This window comes from Pseudomonas sp. UME65 (genome assembly GCF_014170225.1).
GTDB lineage: Bacteria > Pseudomonadota > Gammaproteobacteria > Pseudomonadales > Pseudomonadaceae > Aquipseudomonas > Aquipseudomonas protegens.
Genome location: NZ_LZZQ01000004.1, coordinates 497137 through 513845, shown reverse-complemented (window position 1 = coordinate 513845; position 16709 = coordinate 497137). Strand labels below are relative to the sequence as shown.

18 protein-coding genes are annotated in these 16709 nt (G+C 66.5%); 13 read left to right on the top strand and 5 right to left on the bottom strand.

Features of this window, described 5'->3' with window-relative positions:
* Positions 1-204: 204 nt before the first annotated feature.
* Positions 205-1221, bottom strand: a complete 1017-nt coding sequence (locus A9971_RS03410) for an AraC family transcriptional regulator (protein WP_183000917.1) — start codon at positions 1219-1221, stop codon at positions 205-207.
* Between the two features lie 171 nt (positions 1222-1392).
* Between A9971_RS03410 and A9971_RS03405 the strand changes: the two genes are divergently transcribed.
* On the top strand, positions 1393-2244 hold the full coding sequence (locus A9971_RS03405) for a 3-hydroxybutyryl-CoA dehydrogenase (RefSeq protein WP_183000916.1): 852 nt from the start codon (positions 1393-1395) through the stop codon (positions 2242-2244).
* Positions 2237-2833: a TetR/AcrR family transcriptional regulator gene (locus tag A9971_RS03400; protein ID WP_161467367.1), complete on the top strand. Its 597-nt coding sequence runs from the start codon at positions 2237-2239 to the stop codon at positions 2831-2833. Before A9971_RS03405 ends, A9971_RS03400 begins: the two co-directional genes overlap by 8 nt.
* Before the next feature lie 3 nt (positions 2834-2836).
* Here the strand turns inward: A9971_RS03400 and A9971_RS03395 are convergent, their stop codons facing one another.
* Together A9971_RS03395 and A9971_RS03390 are read right to left on the bottom strand one after the other, a co-directional pair.
* Complete coding sequence (locus tag A9971_RS03395; RefSeq protein WP_015634952.1) at positions 2837-3472, bottom strand: response regulator transcription factor; 636 nt, start codon at positions 3470-3472, stop codon at positions 2837-2839.
* Complete coding sequence (locus A9971_RS03390) at positions 3469-5370, bottom strand: PAS domain S-box protein (protein WP_123430357.1); 1902 nt, start codon at positions 5368-5370, stop codon at positions 3469-3471. The genes A9971_RS03395 and A9971_RS03390 overlap by 4 nt, the downstream gene beginning before the upstream one ends.
* A gap of 310 nt (positions 5371-5680) precedes the next feature.
* On the opposite strand from A9971_RS03390, the gene A9971_RS03385 reads away from it, so the two are divergent.
* The 5 genes from A9971_RS03385 to A9971_RS03365 all read left to right on the top strand — a co-directional run bounded on the left by A9971_RS03385 (position 5681) and on the right by A9971_RS03365 (position 11034).
* Positions 5681-7303, top strand: a complete 1623-nt coding sequence (locus A9971_RS03385) for an acyl-CoA synthetase (RefSeq protein WP_015634950.1) — start codon at positions 5681-5683, stop codon at positions 7301-7303.
* Between the two features lie 196 nt (positions 7304-7499).
* Entirely contained in the window at positions 7500-9272 is a 1773-nt protein-coding gene (locus tag A9971_RS03380) for an acyl-CoA dehydrogenase C-terminal domain-containing protein (RefSeq protein WP_183000915.1), read from the top strand.
* Between the two features lie 120 nt (positions 9273-9392).
* Positions 9393-9806, top strand: coding sequence for an LIC_13387 family protein (locus A9971_RS03375; protein ID WP_183000914.1), 414 nt, complete (start codon positions 9393-9395; stop codon positions 9804-9806).
* A 50-nt stretch (positions 9807-9856) separates the two neighbouring features.
* Positions 9857-10459 (top strand): hypothetical protein, encoded by a 603-nt coding sequence (locus A9971_RS03370; protein WP_183000913.1) that lies wholly within the window; start codon positions 9857-9859, stop codon positions 10457-10459.
* A 50-nt stretch (positions 10460-10509) separates the two neighbouring features.
* Positions 10510-11034, top strand: coding sequence for a hypothetical protein (locus A9971_RS03365; RefSeq protein ID WP_019095111.1), 525 nt, complete (start codon positions 10510-10512; stop codon positions 11032-11034).
* A 94-nt stretch (positions 11035-11128) separates the two neighbouring features.
* Here A9971_RS03365 and A9971_RS03360 read toward each other — a convergent pair whose 3' ends face one another.
* Positions 11129-11314, bottom strand: a complete 186-nt coding sequence (locus tag A9971_RS03360; RefSeq protein ID WP_011060459.1) for a DUF2188 domain-containing protein — start codon at positions 11312-11314, stop codon at positions 11129-11131.
* A gap of 95 nt (positions 11315-11409) precedes the next feature.
* The gene (locus A9971_RS03355; protein WP_015634945.1) at positions 11410-11616 is read right to left on the bottom strand and encodes a DUF6021 family protein; all 207 of its coding nucleotides are present in this window, start codon (positions 11614-11616) and stop codon (positions 11410-11412) included.
* Between the two features lie 163 nt (positions 11617-11779).
* On the opposite strand from A9971_RS03355, the gene A9971_RS03350 reads away from it, so the two are divergent.
* The 6 genes from A9971_RS03350 to A9971_RS03325 all read left to right on the top strand — a co-directional run bounded on the left by A9971_RS03350 (position 11780) and on the right by A9971_RS03325 (position 16435).
* Positions 11780-12409 (top strand): HAD family phosphatase, encoded by a 630-nt coding sequence (locus tag A9971_RS03350; RefSeq protein WP_183000912.1) that lies wholly within the window; start codon positions 11780-11782, stop codon positions 12407-12409.
* Between the two features lie 317 nt (positions 12410-12726).
* Positions 12727-12915 (top strand): DUF1843 domain-containing protein, encoded by a 189-nt coding sequence (locus A9971_RS03345; protein ID WP_015634943.1) that lies wholly within the window; start codon positions 12727-12729, stop codon positions 12913-12915.
* A gap of 36 nt (positions 12916-12951) precedes the next feature.
* The gene (locus A9971_RS03340) at positions 12952-13587 is read left to right on the top strand and encodes a DUF1842 domain-containing protein (RefSeq protein ID WP_011060455.1); all 636 of its coding nucleotides are present in this window, start codon (positions 12952-12954) and stop codon (positions 13585-13587) included.
* A 51-nt stretch (positions 13588-13638) separates the two neighbouring features.
* Positions 13639-14247 carry a DUF1842 domain-containing protein gene (locus tag A9971_RS03335; protein WP_011060454.1) on the top strand — a complete coding sequence of 203 codons (609 nt, stop codon included), beginning with the start codon at positions 13639-13641 and terminating at the stop codon, positions 14245-14247.
* 132 nt (positions 14248-14379) lie between these two features.
* Positions 14380-15846 (top strand): GDL motif peptide-associated radical SAM/SPASM maturase, encoded by a 1467-nt coding sequence (locus A9971_RS03330; protein ID WP_183000911.1) that lies wholly within the window; start codon positions 14380-14382, stop codon positions 15844-15846.
* A 175-nt stretch (positions 15847-16021) separates the two neighbouring features.
* The gene (locus tag A9971_RS03325; protein ID WP_041117105.1) at positions 16022-16435 is read left to right on the top strand and encodes a VOC family protein; all 414 of its coding nucleotides are present in this window, start codon (positions 16022-16024) and stop codon (positions 16433-16435) included.
* Positions 16436-16709: the final 274 nt, after the last annotated feature.

Sequence of the window (16709 nt, the reverse complement as noted above, 5' to 3'; positions counted from 1 at the left end):
GCGGTGATCTTGCGGGCGCCTTCGCTGGCAAGCCAGCTCCTACAAGGGACTGCGTGATGGGACGAAATCCGTAGGAGCCGGCTTGCCGGCGAACAAGTCCTCGGATGGGGCGGTGATCTTGCGGGCGCCTTCGCTGGCAAGCCAGCTCCTACGGGGGGGGCTGTGTGATGTGGCGAAATCCGTAGGAGCCGGGATGTCGTGGAATCAGGCGGGGGCTGGCTGGAAACGCGCGCGGTAGCGCCCGGGACTTTCGCCGGTCCATTTCTTGAACGCGCGGTGGAAGGCGCTGGGCTCCTGGAAGCCAGTGAGTTCGGCAATCTCGCTGATGCTGGCCGCCGAGCGGCGTAGCAGCTCGACGGCGACGCCGCGGCGTACTTCGTCCTTGATCTCTTGATAGGAGCCGCCTTCGCGCTCCAGGCGTCGGCGCAGGGTGCTGGCGCTCATCTGCACTTCGCGGGCGAAGGCTTCCAGGGTCGGCCACTGGCTGTAGTGGCTGCCCCGCAGGCGCTGGTGCACCTGGGTGGTCAGCCCGTGCTGGTTGCGAAAGCGGATCACCAGCCATTGCGGGGCGCTGCGCAGGAACACCTTGAGTGAGGCCAGGTCCTGGACCACCGGCAGGCGCAGGAAGCGGCTGGCGAATTCGATCTCGGTGCGCCCGGCGTTCCAGCTCAGGTTGCTGCCCCACAGCAGCGCATCGTCGCTGAGGCTCAGGCGCGAGTGGCGAAAGTCGGCACGGTCGATGGGAATCCGTCGCCCGCCGAGCCAGCACAGCAGGCTGATGATCAGCACCAGCAGGGTTTCCTCGGCGTAGTGGCTGCGCAGCGGGTCGGCGCAGCGGCTGTCGAGGCTGATCACCGCACGCTTGCCCCGCAGGCTGAGGCTGGCGCGGACGTCCCGCAGGAACAGGCCGAAGTTGTTCAGGCACTGGCGCAGGGCCTTTTCCAGGTTGGGCTCCTGGATCAGTCCGCGACAGATCAGGGCAAAGGCCCCCGGCGGCATGCCCCGGGAGTCGAGCTGGAAGAATTCGTCCTGCAACTCGCGGATCTGGATCAGCCACAGGGCGGCAAAGGCACTGCCGGGCACCCGCGCCCGGGGCTGGTCGAGCAACGCCGGGTCGATGCCGGCCTCGCGCAGCACGGCCGCCAGCCGCGCCGGCTGCTGGCGCAGGGCGTGGGTCATCACCCGGACAAAGTAGACCGCGACCGAATCCGATTCACGCATGTAGAGGCTGTGCTCCCGTAGCTGGACCTATGGCAAAAAACGCCAGCACGCTTGACCGCTTTCGGCATAGGCCGGCCACCGCGCCGGGCTCTAGACTCGCGCTGGATAATGCGCTGTGCAAGGCAACCGCGCCATGCTCCGCGAAGGCAATGAACAAAGGAAGAGCTGAAGATGAATCTTGCGAATATCGGGGTGATCGGCGCCGGCACCATGGGCAACGGCATCGCCCAGGTCTGCGCCCAGGCGGGCTTTGACGTGACCCTGCTGGACATCGCCCAGGGCGCCCTGGAAAAGGCCCTGGCCACCATCGGCAAGAACCTCGACCGCCAGGTGAGCAAGGGCACCCTCGGCGAAGACGACAAGCTCGCCGCCCTGGGCCGGATCCGCATCAGCACCGACTACGGCGTGCTCAAGGATGCGCAACTGGTGATCGAAGCCGCCACCGAGAACCTCGACCTCAAGCTCAAGGTGCTGCAGCAGATCGCCGCCCAGGTCAGCGCCGAGTGCGTGATCGCCTCCAACACCTCGTCGCTGTCGATCACCCAACTGGCCGCCAGCGTCAGCGCGCCCGAGCGGTTCATCGGCCTGCACTTCTTCAACCCGGTGCCGGTGATGGGCCTGATCGAGGTGATCCGCAGCCTGCAGACCAGCGACGCGACCCACGCCCTGGCCATGGACATGGCCCAGCGCCTGGGCAAGACCGCGATCACCGCCGGCAACCGCCCGGGTTTTGTGGTCAACCGCATCCTGGTGCCGATGATCAACGAGGCGATCCTGGTGTTCCAGGAAGGCCTGGCCAGCGCCGAGGACATCGACGCCGGCATGCGCCTGGGCTGCAACCAGCCGATCGGCCCGCTGGCCCTGGCCGACCTGATCGGCCTGGACACCCTGCTGGCGATCCTTGAAGCCTTCTACGACGGCTTCAACGACAGCAAGTACCGCCCCGCGCCGCTGCTCAAGGAAATGGTTGCCGCCGGCTACCTGGGGCGCAAGACCGGTCGGGGTTTCCATCACTATGGCTGAGCGCTGCTCACGCTTTGCCGAAAGCCGCGACAAGGCCCTGGAGCTGTTCGCCAGCAAGGGCTTCGGCCAGGTCGGCATGCGTGAGCTGGCGAGCCATCTGGGGCTGACCCCGGGCTCGCTGTACCACCATTACCCGAGCAAGCAGCACCTGTTGCTGGACCTGATCGAGGAGTTCTTCGATGAGCTGCACAGCACCCTCAAGCGCCTGCAACGGCGCAAGTTGCAGGGCGACTGCCTGCCGGCGCTGATCCGCGCCCACCTGAAGCTGCATCGGGAATTGCCGCGGCATTTCCGCCTGGTGGAGCGCGACAGCGGCTGCCTCAATCCCGACCAGCAACTGCGGGTCGGGCAATTGCGCGAACGCTACGAACAACAGCTGGTGCAGTTGCTGGGCACCCCGACCGGCCTTGGCCCACAGGCGCAGCGCGCCGCGGCCCATGCTTTGGCCAACCTGCTCAACAGCGCCCCCAGTTGGTTCAGCGAGCAACCCCTGGCCGAGCGGGAACGCGAAGCCCTGTTGGAAAACCTGCTGAGCGGCGCCATCGAGCGCCTGCTGGGCGGCATGCCCGTGCGCAGCGCGGTGGCCTGAGCCTCAGCGCAGGTGCAGCGGGTCTACCAGCCCGGCGGCAATGGCCATGCCCACCAGTTCCGGCAGGTGTTCGGCCTGCATGCGTTTCATCACCCGTGAGCGATACAGGTCGATGGTCTTGATGCTGACCCCCAGTTGCTCGGCAATTTCCCGGTTGGTGTAGCCCTGCACCAGCGGCAGCAACACGTCTTTCTCCCGTGGCGTCAGGCTTTCCAGCAACCGTTGCACCCGGGCCTGCCCGGCACTCTGGTTCTGATGGCGGTCGGCGCGGCTCAGGGCCTGCTGCACGCTGTCCAGCAACAGCTGTTCGTTGTAGGGCTTTTCAATGAAATCCACCGCCCCGGCCTTGAACGCGCGGACCACGATGGGCACGTCGGCGTGGCCGCTGACAAAGATCAGCGGCAGGCGGATATCGCGCTGGCGCAGCTCTTCCTGGACGTTCAGCCCGCCCATGCCGGGCATGCGCACATCCAGCAGCACGCAGGCGTTCAGGCTCGGGTCGCAGTGTTCGAGAAACTCGCGGCCACTGGTGAAGGGCAGCGCCTTGAGCCCCACCGACTCCAGGAGCCAGACGGTGGAGTCGAGCATGCCCGGGTCGTCGTCGACCACATACACCAGTTGCTGCGCCACACTCGTCATTGCCTTGCTCCTGTCGTTGCGGGGGAAGTTGCCTGGGACGTTGCCGAGGGGTCGGCCGGGGCACTGGCCGGCAGCCGGCAGCACATGCGCAGGCCGACGGCCTGGGGCTGGGCCTGCAAGTCGCCGCCAAAGCCCTCGACGATGCTGCGGCTCATGGACAGCCCGAGCCCCAGGCCATTGGCCTTGCTGGTGTAGAACGGGGTGAACAGCTGCGGCAGTTGCTCGGCGCAGACACCGGGGCCCTGGTCGCTGACGCTGATCTGCACCCCGCCTTCGGCCGTCGCCTCGGCGGCCAGCACAATGTGCGAGCCCTGCTGCCCATGCACTTCGCGGTTGGCCTCGATGGCGTTGCGCAGCAGGTTCAGCAGCACCTGCTCCAGCAGCACCCGGTCGGCGTACACCGGCGGCAGATTATCCGCCAGCTGCAAGTCGATCGTCACCTGGCTGGCCTGGGCTTCCCAGGCACACAGGCGCACGGTTTCCCGGGCCACTTCGGCGATGTCCAGGGCCTGCACCCGGCGCCCGCCCTTGCGCAAAAAGGCCCGCAGGCGCTTGATCACTTCGGCGGCGTGGGTCGCCTGCTCGGCAATCCGTTCCAGGCCCTGGGCCACCTTGCGGGCGGCCTCTGGCTGGGTGCCCAGGGCCTGCAAGTAGCGCTGGCTGGCATTGGCGTAGTTGACCACTGCGGCCAGCGGCTGGTTGATCTCGTGGGCGATACCCGAGGCCAGTTCGCCCAGGGTCACCAGGCGCGCGGTGTGGGCCAGTTCGTCCTGGTGATGGCGCTGCTGGGCTTCGCGCAGTTCGCGCTCGCTCTGGTCGTGGGCCACCAGGGAATAGAAACGCTCGCCACTGGCCGCGCGGTGGGCCAGGAGCATCAGCGAGACCGGCACCGAGGCGCCGCCGGCCGGCGGTTGCAGGCGCGCCTCGATGTTCCAGCGGCCGCTGTGTTCAGCGCGGTCCCAGCCTTCGCGTTGCAGGCTGTCGAGTACCGCAGCGCTGAGAATGGCCGCCAGTGGCGGCATTGCCTGCCCGTCGCCGAGCCCCAGGGTGCGCCGGGCGGCCGGGTTGAGGTAAGTCACCGCGCCCCCGGGCTGGATGAACAGCACCGGGTCGGGGTTGGCCTCTACCACTTCCGCCAGGCGCCGCTTGTTCTCTTCGGCCTGGACCCGGGCGGTGATGTCCCGGGACACCGCCACCACTTCCACCACGGTGCCGGTGTAGGTGTCGCGAATGCCGCGGCAGGCGGTTTCGAACCACAGGTAGTGGCCGTCGCGATGGCGGATGCGGTAGGTCATGGTGTGGTAGCCGTCCTGCTCCAGGGCATCGCGGGTGCGCTGCATCAGCCCGGCCAGGTCCTGGCTGTGGAACAGGCTGCGGGCCAGACGCCCGCGCAGTTGCTCGGGCCAGTAGCCGAGCAGGGTCCAGGAGGCCGGTGAGGCGTCGAGGAAGCTGCCGTCCGGGGTGTGCCGGGAAATCAGGTCAGTGGTGTTTTCGGTGATCAGGCGGTACAGGCGCCGGGCCTTGGCCGACTCGCGCTCGGCCCGGACCTGGGCCGTGGCTTCCTGGCAGCGCGCCAGTACCCGCTGGCGATGCGGATCGGGGATAAAGCTCCAGAGCAGGATGCGCTCGCCCCACTGGGCTTCCACCTGCTCGATGGCGCGCTGCTGCTCCAGGCAGGCCCGCACCAGGGCCGGGTGGTTGACCGGCAGCAGGGCCGCGAGATCGCCAGTGGCAGCATCGTCCAGCCACTGGCGCAGTGCCGGGTTGAGGTCCAGCGGCTGCGCCTGGGCGTCCAGCAGCAGGCTGGGTTGCGGGTCGTGGCCGAGCCAGGGCGAGTCCGGCAACTGGCCTTCACGCTGCAGGCGCAGCCAGTGACGCAGGTGGGTAGAGTCGGGCATGGTCGATCAGTCTCGCGGCCGGAAGGGTAGGTTCTTTTTATAGTACAACTACTATACAACTCAGGTAGTACTTCCATATCAATCGACAAACAGTATATAAAAGACCCCGGATAAGTCACCGAGCTTTCGCTGGGTGTGCTGCGTACCTGTAAGCAACGCCGAACGTAGGAGCTGGCTTGCCAGCGAAGAGGCCCGTGGGATCGCTTTCGCCGGCAAGCCGGCGCCTACAGTCAGTGCCCCCAGGTACACAGCACGCGCCACCCAAGCCTCGGCCAATAGAGCTAATAATCAGCCACCGGGTACCCGAACCATGTCCATCTACGAGCAAGGCCTAGCGCCGACTGCCGTCAACCATATCGCCCTCTCCCCCTTGAGCTTCATCGAGCGTACCGCTGCGGTTTACCCCGATTACCCGGCGGTGATCCACGGTTCGATCCGTCGCACCTGGGCCCAGACCTACAGCCGCTGCCGGCGCCTGGCCTCGGCCCTGGCCGGGCGCGGCATCGGCAAGAACGACACGGTGGCGGTGATGCTGCCTAACATCCCGGCGATGCTCGAAGCACACTTCGGCGTGCCGATGATCGGCGCCGTGCTCAATGCCCTCAATGTGCGCCTGGACGCCGAGGCCATCGCCTTCATGCTGGCCCACGGCGAAGCCAAGGTGCTGATCGCCGACCGCGAGTTCCATGAGGTGATCCACGCCGCCGTGGCCATGCTCGATCACCCGCCCCTGGTGATCGACCTCGACGACCCGGAGTACGGCGAGGGCCAGCCGGTCAGCGAGCTGGACTACGAAGCGTTCCTGGCCGAGGGCGATCCCGAGTTTGCCTGGCAGTGGCCCGATGACGAGTGGCAGGCCATCGCCCTGAACTACACCTCGGGCACCACCGGCAACCCCAAGGGCGTGGTCTACCACCACCGCGGCGCCTACCTCAACGCCCTGGGCAACCAGATGACCTGGGCCATGGGCAACCACCCGGTGTACCTGTGGACCCTGCCGATGTTCCACTGCAACGGCTGGTGCTACCCCTGGACCGTCACCGCCCTGGCCGGGGTGCATGTGTTTTTGCGCCGGGTCGACCCGCAGAAGATCCTCGACCTGATCCGCGAGCATCAGGTCACGCACCTGTGCGGCGCGCCCATCGTGCTCAATGCCCTGGTGAACATGCCCGACACCGCCAAGGCGGCCATCGACCACCCGGTCAACGCCATGGTGGCCGGGGCCGCGCCGCCGGCCAAGGTGATCGGCGCGGTGGAGGAAATGGGCATCAAGGTGACCCACGTCTACGGCCTGACCGAGGTCTATGGCCCGGTGACCCTGTGCGCCTGGCACGCCGCCTGGGATGAACTGCCCCTGGAACAGCGGGCGCAGATCAAGTCGCGCCAGGGCGTGCGCTACCCGACCCTGGAAGGGGTGATGGTGGCCGACCCGAAAACCCTCGAACCCACGCCCCGGGACGGCCAGACCATCGGCGAGATCTTCATGCGCGGCAACACCGTGATGAAGGGCTACCTGAAGAACCCCACGGCCACCGCCGAAGCCTTCGAGGGCGGCTGGTTCCACACCGGCGACCTGGGGGTGACCCACCCGGACGGCTACGTGGAGATCCGCGACCGGCTCAAGGACATCATCATTTCCGGGGGCGAGAACATTTCCACCATCGAACTGGAAGGCGTGCTCTATCGCCACCCGGCAGTGCTGGAAGCGGCGGTGGTGGCCCGGCCCGATGAAAAGTGGGGTGAGACGCCCTGTGCCTTCATCACCCTCAAGGCCGATCATCAGGACGTGCGCGAAGCCGAGATCATCGCCTTCTGTCGCGAGCACCTGGCAGGCTTCAAGGTACCGCGTACCGTGGTCTTCAGCCCGTTGCCCAAGACCTCCACCGGCAAGATCCAGAAGTTCGTCCTGCGCGACATGGCGAAAAACCTCTAGCCTGAATACACCTACCCAGCCCTTGTAGGAGCTGGCCGGGCGGCGCTTCGCTTGCCAGCGAAGGCGTCGGCCAGGGCGATGCATGGCTTGCGGGCCTCTTCGCCGGCAAGCCGGCTCCTACAAGGTGGCGGGGTTTTCGTTGTCGATTCATGCGGCCGAGGCCGCTCAACCTCCACTTTTGCCCGAGGTTCCTGCAATGCCCGAATTCAACGCTCCGCTGCGCGACATGCGCTTTGTCCTGCATGAAGTGTTCAACGCACCCAAGCTCTGGGCGCGCCTGCCGGCCCTGGCCGATACCGTGGACGGCGACACCGCCGACGCCATTCTCGAAGAAGCGGCCAAGGTCACCGGCAACCTGATCGCCCCGCTCAACCGCAGCGGCGACGAGGAAGGCGCCAGCTGGCACGCCGGGCAGGTGCGCACCCCGGCCGGTTTCAAGGAGGCCTACAGCACCTATATCCAGGGCGGCTGGGTCGGCCTGAGCGGCAACCCGGCCTACGGCGGCATGGGCATGCCGAAGATGCTCGCGGTGCAGTTCGAGGAAATGCTCTACGCCGCCAACTCCAGCTTCGCCCTGTACTCGGCCCTGAGTTCCGGGGCCTGCCTGGCCATCGACGCCCACGCCAGCGAAGCGCTGAAACAGCTGTACCTGCCGCCGATGTACGAAGGCCGCTGGGCCGGCTCCATGTGCCTCACCGAGGCCCACGCCGGCACCGACCTGGGGATCATCCGCACCCGCGCCGAGCCCCAGGCCGACGGCAGCTACCGCATCAGCGGCAGCAAGATCTTCATCACCGGCGGCGAGCAGGACCTGACCGAGAACATCATCCACCTGGTGCTGGCCAAGCTGCCGGACGCCCCGGCCGGGCCCAAGGGCATCTCGCTGTTCCTGGTGCCGAAGATCCATGTGGACGCCAACGGCAATCTCGGCGCGGCCAACGCGGTGAGCTGCGGTTCCATCGAGCACAAGATGGGCATCAAGGCCTCGGCCACCTGCGTGCTGAACTTCGACGGCGCCACCGGCTGGCTGATCGGCGAGGCCAACAAGGGCCTGGCGGCGATGTTCACCATGATGAACTACGAGCGCCTGTCCATCGGCATCCAGGGTATCGGCTGCGCCGAGAACTCCTACCAGAACGCCCGCACCTACGCCCGCGAGCGCATCCAGAGCCGCTCCCCGGCCGGCCCGGTGGTCAAGGACAAGATCGCCGACCCGATCATCGTCCACCCCGATGTGCGGCGCATGCTGCTGACCATGAAGGCCATGACCGAAGGCGGCCGGGCGTTTGCCAGCTACGTCGGCCAGCAGCTGGACCTGGCCAAGTTCGCCGACCAGCCCCATGAGCGGCACAACGCCGAGGCCCTGGTGGCGCTGCTGACCCCGGTGGCCAAGGCGTTCTTCACCGACACCGGCCTGGACAGCTGCGTGCTGGGCCAGCAGATCTTCGGCGGCCACGGCTACATCCGCGAATGGGGCCAGGAGCAACTGGTGCGGGATGTACGCATCGCCCAGATCTACGAAGGCACCAACGGCATCCAGGCCCTGGACCTGCTGGGGCGCAAGGTGGTGGGCAACGGCGGCGTGGCCCTGCGCCTGTTCACCGGCGAGATCCGCGACTACGCCTACCTGCCCGGCGCCGCCTACGCCGCCGAGCTGCTGGACGCGGTGCAACGCCTGGAAGACCTCAGCGACTGGCTGCGTGAACAGGCGGCGCAGAACCCCCACGCGGTAGGCAGCGCCTGCGTCGAATACCTGCAGCTGTTCGGCTACGTGGCCTACGCCTACCTGTGGGCGCGCATGGCCCAGGTGGCCGAGCACAAGCGTTCCGAGGACGACGGTTTCTACGGTGCCAAGCTGGCCACCGCGCGCTTCTACTTCAGTCGCATGCTGCCGCGCATCCTCAGCCTGGAGCAGAGCATCCGCGCCGGCAGCGCCTCCTTGTTCGGCCTCGACGCCGAGCACTTCTGAGCCCCTGGGCAGGGCGCCCGGCGCCCTGCCCCGTGCCGGTAAAAAAGCCGCGCCCGCAGGTGCAAAACCCCGGGCGGCCCGGCATACTCCGCGCACCCGAGCACCGCCCAAGGAAGAAACGTGTTGGCCCCCGCCCTGATCATCGCCAGCTCAGCCATCGTGCTGCTGCTCGGCACCCTGCACCTGATCTACACCTTCGCCACCGACAAATTCCAGCCCCGTGACCCGGCCCTGGCCGAACGCATGCGCCAGGTGTCGCCGATGATCACCCGCCAGACCAGCCTGTGGCGAGCCTGGGTCGGCTTCAACGCCAGCCACAGCCTGGGCGCCATGCTGTTCGGCCTGGTCTATGGCTACCTCGCCTGGCTGCACCCGGCCCTGCTGCTGGAGGCCCGTGGCTTGCTGCTGATCGGCCTGGGGTTTCTCGCCAGCCTGTGGGTGCTGGCCATCCGTTACTGGTTTCGCATTCCCCTGGCGGGCATCAGCATCGCCCTGGTGCTGTTCGCGCTTGCCTGCGGTTTGCCGTTGGTTTGAACCCAGCCCACCACACACTCTCATCGGCCCTGTTTTTTTCGAGTCTCTGCATGTCGCCCCTGCACACCTTCTGGTCCCGGCTCTACTACCTCCTGTGCTGGATCGCCGTGGCCGCACAATTGGCCACCATGATCCGTTGCAACCTGCACCTGATCGTCCCCCGGGAAGTCGGCGGCACGCTGTTCGGCGGCTCCATGGGTTTCATGCTGTACCTGGGCGGCTGGGCCTTCAGCGTCATCGGCCTGGGCCTGGCCGTGCTGACCCGGGTGCCCGGCGCCCGCCTGGCCTGGATCATCGGTGGGCTGGTGCAGTTGCTGCTGGGCCTGTGGTGGCGGATCCACTACCCGGATGATTTCGACGGCAACCTGATCTTCAGCATCCAGGCCCGGGAGCTGGACTATGTGATGGTCTTCGGTTTCGCCCTGGTCTACAGCGGCATCTACCTGTTGCACCGGCAGCGGCTCAAGCCGAGAGCCCCCGCCACCCTCCGTGAGCTGTCGTTGCGGATTGCATGGGCGGTGTTGCTGGGGGGCTTCTTCATCCCCCCCTTGGTCAATGCCAGCAAGGCGCCCCTGCCGTACTGCGCCTTCAACCGGGCCGGCGAACAGTTGAGCCTGTGCCTGGGCCCTGGCACCCGGGTCATTGTCGACTGACCGTCAACCCCGCCTCTTTCTTGCTTCACCAAACCTCGATGAGTGTGCCCATGTCTCGCCTGTTTACCCTGTGGTTGTGGCTCTACCGCCCTCTGTGCTGGATCGTCGTTGCCGCGCCCTTGTCGCTGATGCTGCTGTGCGACGTGCAGATGATGCAGCCGCGGGATGTCAGCAGCACGCTGTTCGGTGGGGCCATGGGCTTTCAGCTGTACCTCTTTGTCTGGGTGCTGTGCCTGATCGGCCTGGCCGTGACCCTGCTGACCCGGATGCCCGGCGCGCGCCTGGCCTGGCTCCTGGCCGGGCTGGTGCCGCTGCTGCTGGGCGCCTGGTGGCGGCTCGACTACCCGGATGACCAGGACGGCAGCCTGGCCATCAGCCCCCAGAAGTGGGAGCTGGAGTACATGATGGGCATCACCTGTGTGTTCGTGGTCAGCGGCCTGTACTTCTACTGGCGCCGCCGCCTCGCCCCGCGGCCCGCCGCCGACAACGCCGATGAGCTGTTTCTGCAGACCCTGTGGGCACTGGCCCTGGCAGCAGCCTTCATCCTCCCACTGCTGAGTTTCATGCAGCCGTAATTGCGCCCCGCTGCGCCCTCGCCCCGTCCGGCCATGCCCCCGGCCGGGCATAAAAAAGCCCCGAACCGGTCGGGGCTTTTTTCCTGCCTGGGCGCTAGCCACCGGTGGCGGCCGGTCGTTGCCTGCGCGCCGGCAGGGCGGCGGCAAAGGCCATGGCCTCTTCCCGGGTGCCGAAGGTAGCAAGCCGGTCACCCGGCGTGCAGACCTTCCAGGGCCCGTGGTTGACGCTCAAGACCTGATAGCCGTTGATCTGCAGTTTGTTCAGCAGCGGCGTGCTCATGGACACCTCCTTTTTCCTCGGCGAGCCTGGGGCTTGGGCGTTTTACCTTACACCCGCCACACCGCCCGGCGACTGCCGCATGTCGGCGCGCCGGGTCACTTCTTCAGGTTGGCCAGGGGATCGTAGGCCCGCGAGCGCTTGCGCCGGTGCTCGGGTTCAGGGCGGTCCAGGGGTGCCCTGGCCGGGCCTACCGGGTCTACCTGGGGGTCGGCCAGGTCTGGCGAATCGGGATCGAAACCCGGGTCATGATGATTCGAGGCATGCTCGGACGAGCGCGGCCCCGTGGGGTTCTTGGCAGTCATGGGCAGCTCCTGTGCCAGCCTGGAAAAGGCCGGATACAGGGGTTGGATCACGATTCGTGGCCAGGGTGCCGCCGAGCGGACCAGCGGCCAGCGGCAAATTGCATTGTGCTGCCGGGCGTCGCAGGATGGCGCCTGGCCCATAACCGCTCAAAAGGACGTGTTCATGACGATTCGTGCCGTGGTTTTCGATTTTGGTGGCGTGCTGTTCGACTGGAGCCCGCACCACCTGTACCGCCAGCTGATCCCCGACGATGAGCGCCGCCAGTGGTTTCTCGACACCATCTGCACCCAGGCCTGGAATACCCGGCAGGACGCCGGCCGCAGCCTGGCCGAGGCGACCCGCAGCCTGGTGGCCGAGCCCCCCGACCATGCCCCCTTGATCGAGGCCTATTACGGGCGCTGGCCGGAAATGCTCAAGGGGCCACTGGATCAGGGCGTAGCCCTGCTGGAAGAACTGCACCAGGCGCAGGTGCCCCTGTTCGGGCTGACCAACTGGTCCCGGGAAACCTTTCCCTATGCCTGGGACAATTACCCGTTTCTGCAGCGCTTTCGCGACATCGTCGTGTCGGGGCAAGAGCGCCAGATCAAGCCGGATGCCGAGATCTATCACACGACCCTGGGGCGCATTCGTGCGCATTTGCCAGGGGTGGCTCCCGAGGAACTGGTGTTCATTGACGACCATGCGCCCAATATCGTCGCCGCAACGGCGCTGGGGTGGCATGCGATTCATCATGTGACGGCGGCCGAGACCCGGCGCCGGCTGGAGGAGTTGGGGGTGGTCCGAGCGCACTGACACCCCGTAGGGGCTGGCTTGCCAGCGAAGGCGCCGGCCAGGGCGATGCATGGCTGTCGAGGGCCTCTTCGCCGGCAGCCGGTGCCTACGCTCGCCCCCCTTTCTCACCCCCTCCTATCGCCATCCGCAATCACCTCCCGCCTGCATATCGCCCTTTGGAATGTCTCCAAAATCAACCCTTTACCGACCGTGAATCCACCGGTCGGAAACCCACAAAATCAATGTGCCATTACCCTGCCAATTCCACCCGCGCTGCTTAACTGCAAAAGCTGCCGAGTAGCGCAGCACCCCATCCACACCCACGGAAGGCAAACGCCATGAGCAATGCATCCCAACATGTGATCCCCCCCTACGGAGTCGCCATCCAGTCGGCCATCAGCGAAGGCAAGCTGCCGGAGATGAAAGCCCTGCTGGCCAAGCGCGATCCGGCCAGGAACGAACCCAAGGATCTGCACAACGCCTACGAACAGCTGGCCAAGGAAGTCGCCCGCCTGGAACGCCGCTGATCGCGGTTCCCCTGTCATTGAATGGAGGCAAAGCAAATGTCCGGCAACTACTCGCAAGCCGAAGGCCTGTTCCCCCTGAGCTACCGCATCGGCACCTCGCAACCCGGCGCACCCACCCTGATCCTCAACCTGCTGGCCTATACCCCGGAACACAGTGTGCGCGGCACTTCCAGCATCACCCAGGCGGTCAACCCGCCCCTGGACCTGCACAGCGATGTCTGGGGCCAGTACACCTACCTCACCGTCATGCCGCCCAGCACCAGCAAGATCCTCATCACGGCCCAGGGCAACCAGGGCGGCCCGGGGTCGAACTCGGTGATCAACTTCAAGCTGCACCTGGTGGTCAGCGACGACTGGAAGGAAGGCGTGGCCAACTATCAGTACTACAACGGCCACAGCTGGGTGACGGTCAACCAGGTGCCCGCCCACCTGCAGGAAACCGTGCAGTCCAGCACCCTGTCGGCCCCTCTGCACCGCGGCCAGCCCAACCATCCGCTGCCGCCGATCTCGGCGCTGTACGGGGCGCCGATCCACGGTGCCATCGCCAGCGGTGACCTGGCGCAGATGAAGAGCCTGCACAAGGTCGCCACCCAGCAACTGGAACAGCTGCCGCTGATCCGCACCGCACTGGTGGCCGCCAAGGCCGAGATCAGCCAGCAGGAGCGGCGCTGAGCCCGGCCGTCCATCGAACCTGATGTCTTCAAGAAGATAAGGAGTTGCAGCATGACAATCGGACTGTTCCATACCCGCCTCATCGTCGCCAACCCCGTGATCGGTGGGCCGGTGCTGACCCTCGACCTGCTGGTCGATACCCCGAAGAAACGCGTCAGCGGCGTTGCCCGCGTGACCCAGAGCACCTCGCCACCGGTGCAGTTCCACGCCGACGTGTGGGGCGACTACTCCCAGGTCAAGCTCGACCCCTCCAGCGAGGGGCACATCATCCTCAGCCTGGCCGGCAACCCCAGCGGCCCCACCAGCCAGATCGCCGAGACCTTCCACCTGCAGGGCATCCTCGGCCTGGACTGGGCCAGCGGCTTCGCCAGCTACAAGTACCAGTTCCAGGGGCACTGGCACGTGGTGCAACACGCCGCCGTGAGCCCGGCCCCGGTGGAGCAGGCGCAGGCGGCGGACTACGCCAGCCAGGCCGGCCCGGCCGCCGAAGTGCGCCACCCGCTGTATGCCGTGGCGCTGCAGCAGGCCCAGGCCAGCGGCGACCTGGCGCGGCTCAAGGCACTGGTGGCCCAGGGCGAGCAGCAACTGGCCAACGCTGACAACCTGACCCAGGCGGTGCAGCAGTTGCAGGCAGAAATCAGCCGCCTGGAACAGCGCTGACCACCAGCCCCCGGGGCCGCCCGCCGCGGCCCCGGGGGCTGCCACAAAACGACCGCGCCATTGCGACACAAGGAAGGCGCGCCTATTTCGATGGGTTGGTGCCGCGCACCGCCGGGTGCGCAAGGAACTCTCATGTCAGACCGTCTCCCCGCCCGCTACCTCAGCGAAACCGACCTCAAGCGCTTTGTCCCGGTGCACGTGGTCTGGGAAATCACCCTCGCCTGCGACCTCAAGTGCCTGCATTGCGGCTCCCGCGCCGGGCATCGGCGCCCGGGCGAACTCAATACCCAGGAATGCCTGTCGGTGATCGATTCGATCGCCGCCCTGGGCACCCGGGAAGTCACCCTGATCGGTGGCGAAGCCTATCTGCGCAAGGACTGGACGCGGCTGATCCAGGCCATCCACGACCACGGCATGTACGTGGCGATCCAGACCGGCGGGCGCAACCTGACCCCGGCCAAGATGCAGGCCGCGGTGGATGCCGGGCTCAATGGCGTCGGCGTCTCTCTGGATGGCCTGGCGCCGCTGCATGACGCGGTGCGCAATGTCCCCGGCTCCTTCGACAAGGCCCTGGATACCCTGCGCCGGGCCAAGCAGGCCGGCCTCAAGATCAGCGTCAACACGCAGATCGGCGCCGCCACCCTGCCCGACCTGCCGGCCCTGATGGAGCTGATCATCGATGCCGGCGCCAGCCACTGGCAGATCCAGCTGACCGTGGCCATGGGCAATGCGGTGGATCACCCCGAGCTGCTGCTGCAGCCCTACCAGTTGCTGGAGGTGATGCCGCTGCTGGCGCGCCTGTACCGCGAAGGCGCCGAGCGCGGGCTGCTGATGAATGTGGGCAACAACATCGGCTACTACGGCCCCTACGAGCACATGTGGCGCGGCTTCGGCGACGACCGCGTGCACTGGAGCGGCTGCGCCGCCGGGCAGACGGTCCTGGCCCTGGAGGCCGACGGCACGGTCAAGGGCTGCCCGTCCCTGGCCACCGTGGGTTTCTCCGGTGGCAACGTGCGCAGCATGAGCCTGCACGACATCTGGCACTACAGCGAAGGCATCCACTTCGGCCGCCTGCGCTCGGTGGACGACCTGTGGGGCTACTGCCGCACCTGTTACTACAACGATGTCTGCCGCGGCGGGTGCACCTGGACCTCGCACTCGCTGCTGGGCAAGCCGGGGAACAATCCCTACTGCCACTACCGGACCCTGGACCTGGCGAAAAAGGGCCTGCGCGAACGCATCGTCAAGCTCGAAGACGCCGGCCCGGCGTCGTTCTCGGTGGGCCGTTTCGACCTGATCACCGAACGCATCGACACCGGCGAGGCGGTATCGAGCGTCAACGACAGCGGCCAGGTGATCAAGCTGGCCTGGGTCAACCAGGGCCAGGCGTCGCCCGAGGAAGGCCGCATCCCGCCGCGCCTGGCCCTGTGTCGCAATTGCCTGGAGTACATCCACGCCCATGAAAGCACCTGCCCGCACTGCAACGCCGATGTCGCCGCCGCCGAAGCCCGGCACCAGCAAGACCGGCTGCGCCAGCAGGCGCTGATCAACACCCTGCACCAGTTGCTCGGCACGCCCCAGGAGCAGCCGCGCCTGTAACCCCCGCCCGCACCGCCGCCGCGCCCCCAATGGCGCGGCGACGGTTATATCGCCACGGGCGAGCATGGAAAAACCATCTATAAAAAAACCTCCGCGCAGGGCCGATAGCGGCTTTGCTATGGAAGTTCGTCCACAGGCCCGCGTGCCTGCCCGTTACCTGCGACCGGAGCACAGCATGAAAATCAACCCCTACCTGGTGTTCAACGGCACCTGCAAGGCCGCCTTCACCTTCTATGCCCAATGCCTGAACGGCACCCTGGAAATGATGATGACCTTCGGTGAAAGCCCGGCCCGTGATCACATCTCTGCCGACTGTCACGAACGCATCATGCACACCCGCCTGAGCGTCGGCGACCAGGTGCTGATGGGCTCGGACACCACCCCTGAGCTGCCCTACCTGGGCATCCACGGCTGTTCGATCTCGCTGAACATCGACAACGCCGCCGAAGCCGAACGGGTATTCGCCGCCCTGGCCGAACAGGGCAACGTGCAGATGCCCCTGGAAGCCACCTTCTGGGCCGAGCGCTTCGGCATGCTGGTGGACCGCTTTGGTGTGCCATGGATGGTCAATTGCGAGAAGCGCCAGTAACCCTGGCCCACCTGACTACCAACATTGCCCTCCTCCAGGAAGTTCTGGGTGGCTTCCCGGGGAGGTCAATCCGTTGCGGAGGTAGCAGCCAAACCAATTGTCGGAAGCGGATATTCCTGCGACCAATGAGGACGAAGACCAGATCAGTTTGCTGTTTCGCTCCGAAAACAGCACTCGTGGGCCAACAATAGAGGACTCCCTAGAGGGACTGAGGGTATACTCGCCGCCAAATTTACCTCTCGCCCCTTAGCTTGACGGGGACTTGGGCCTATAA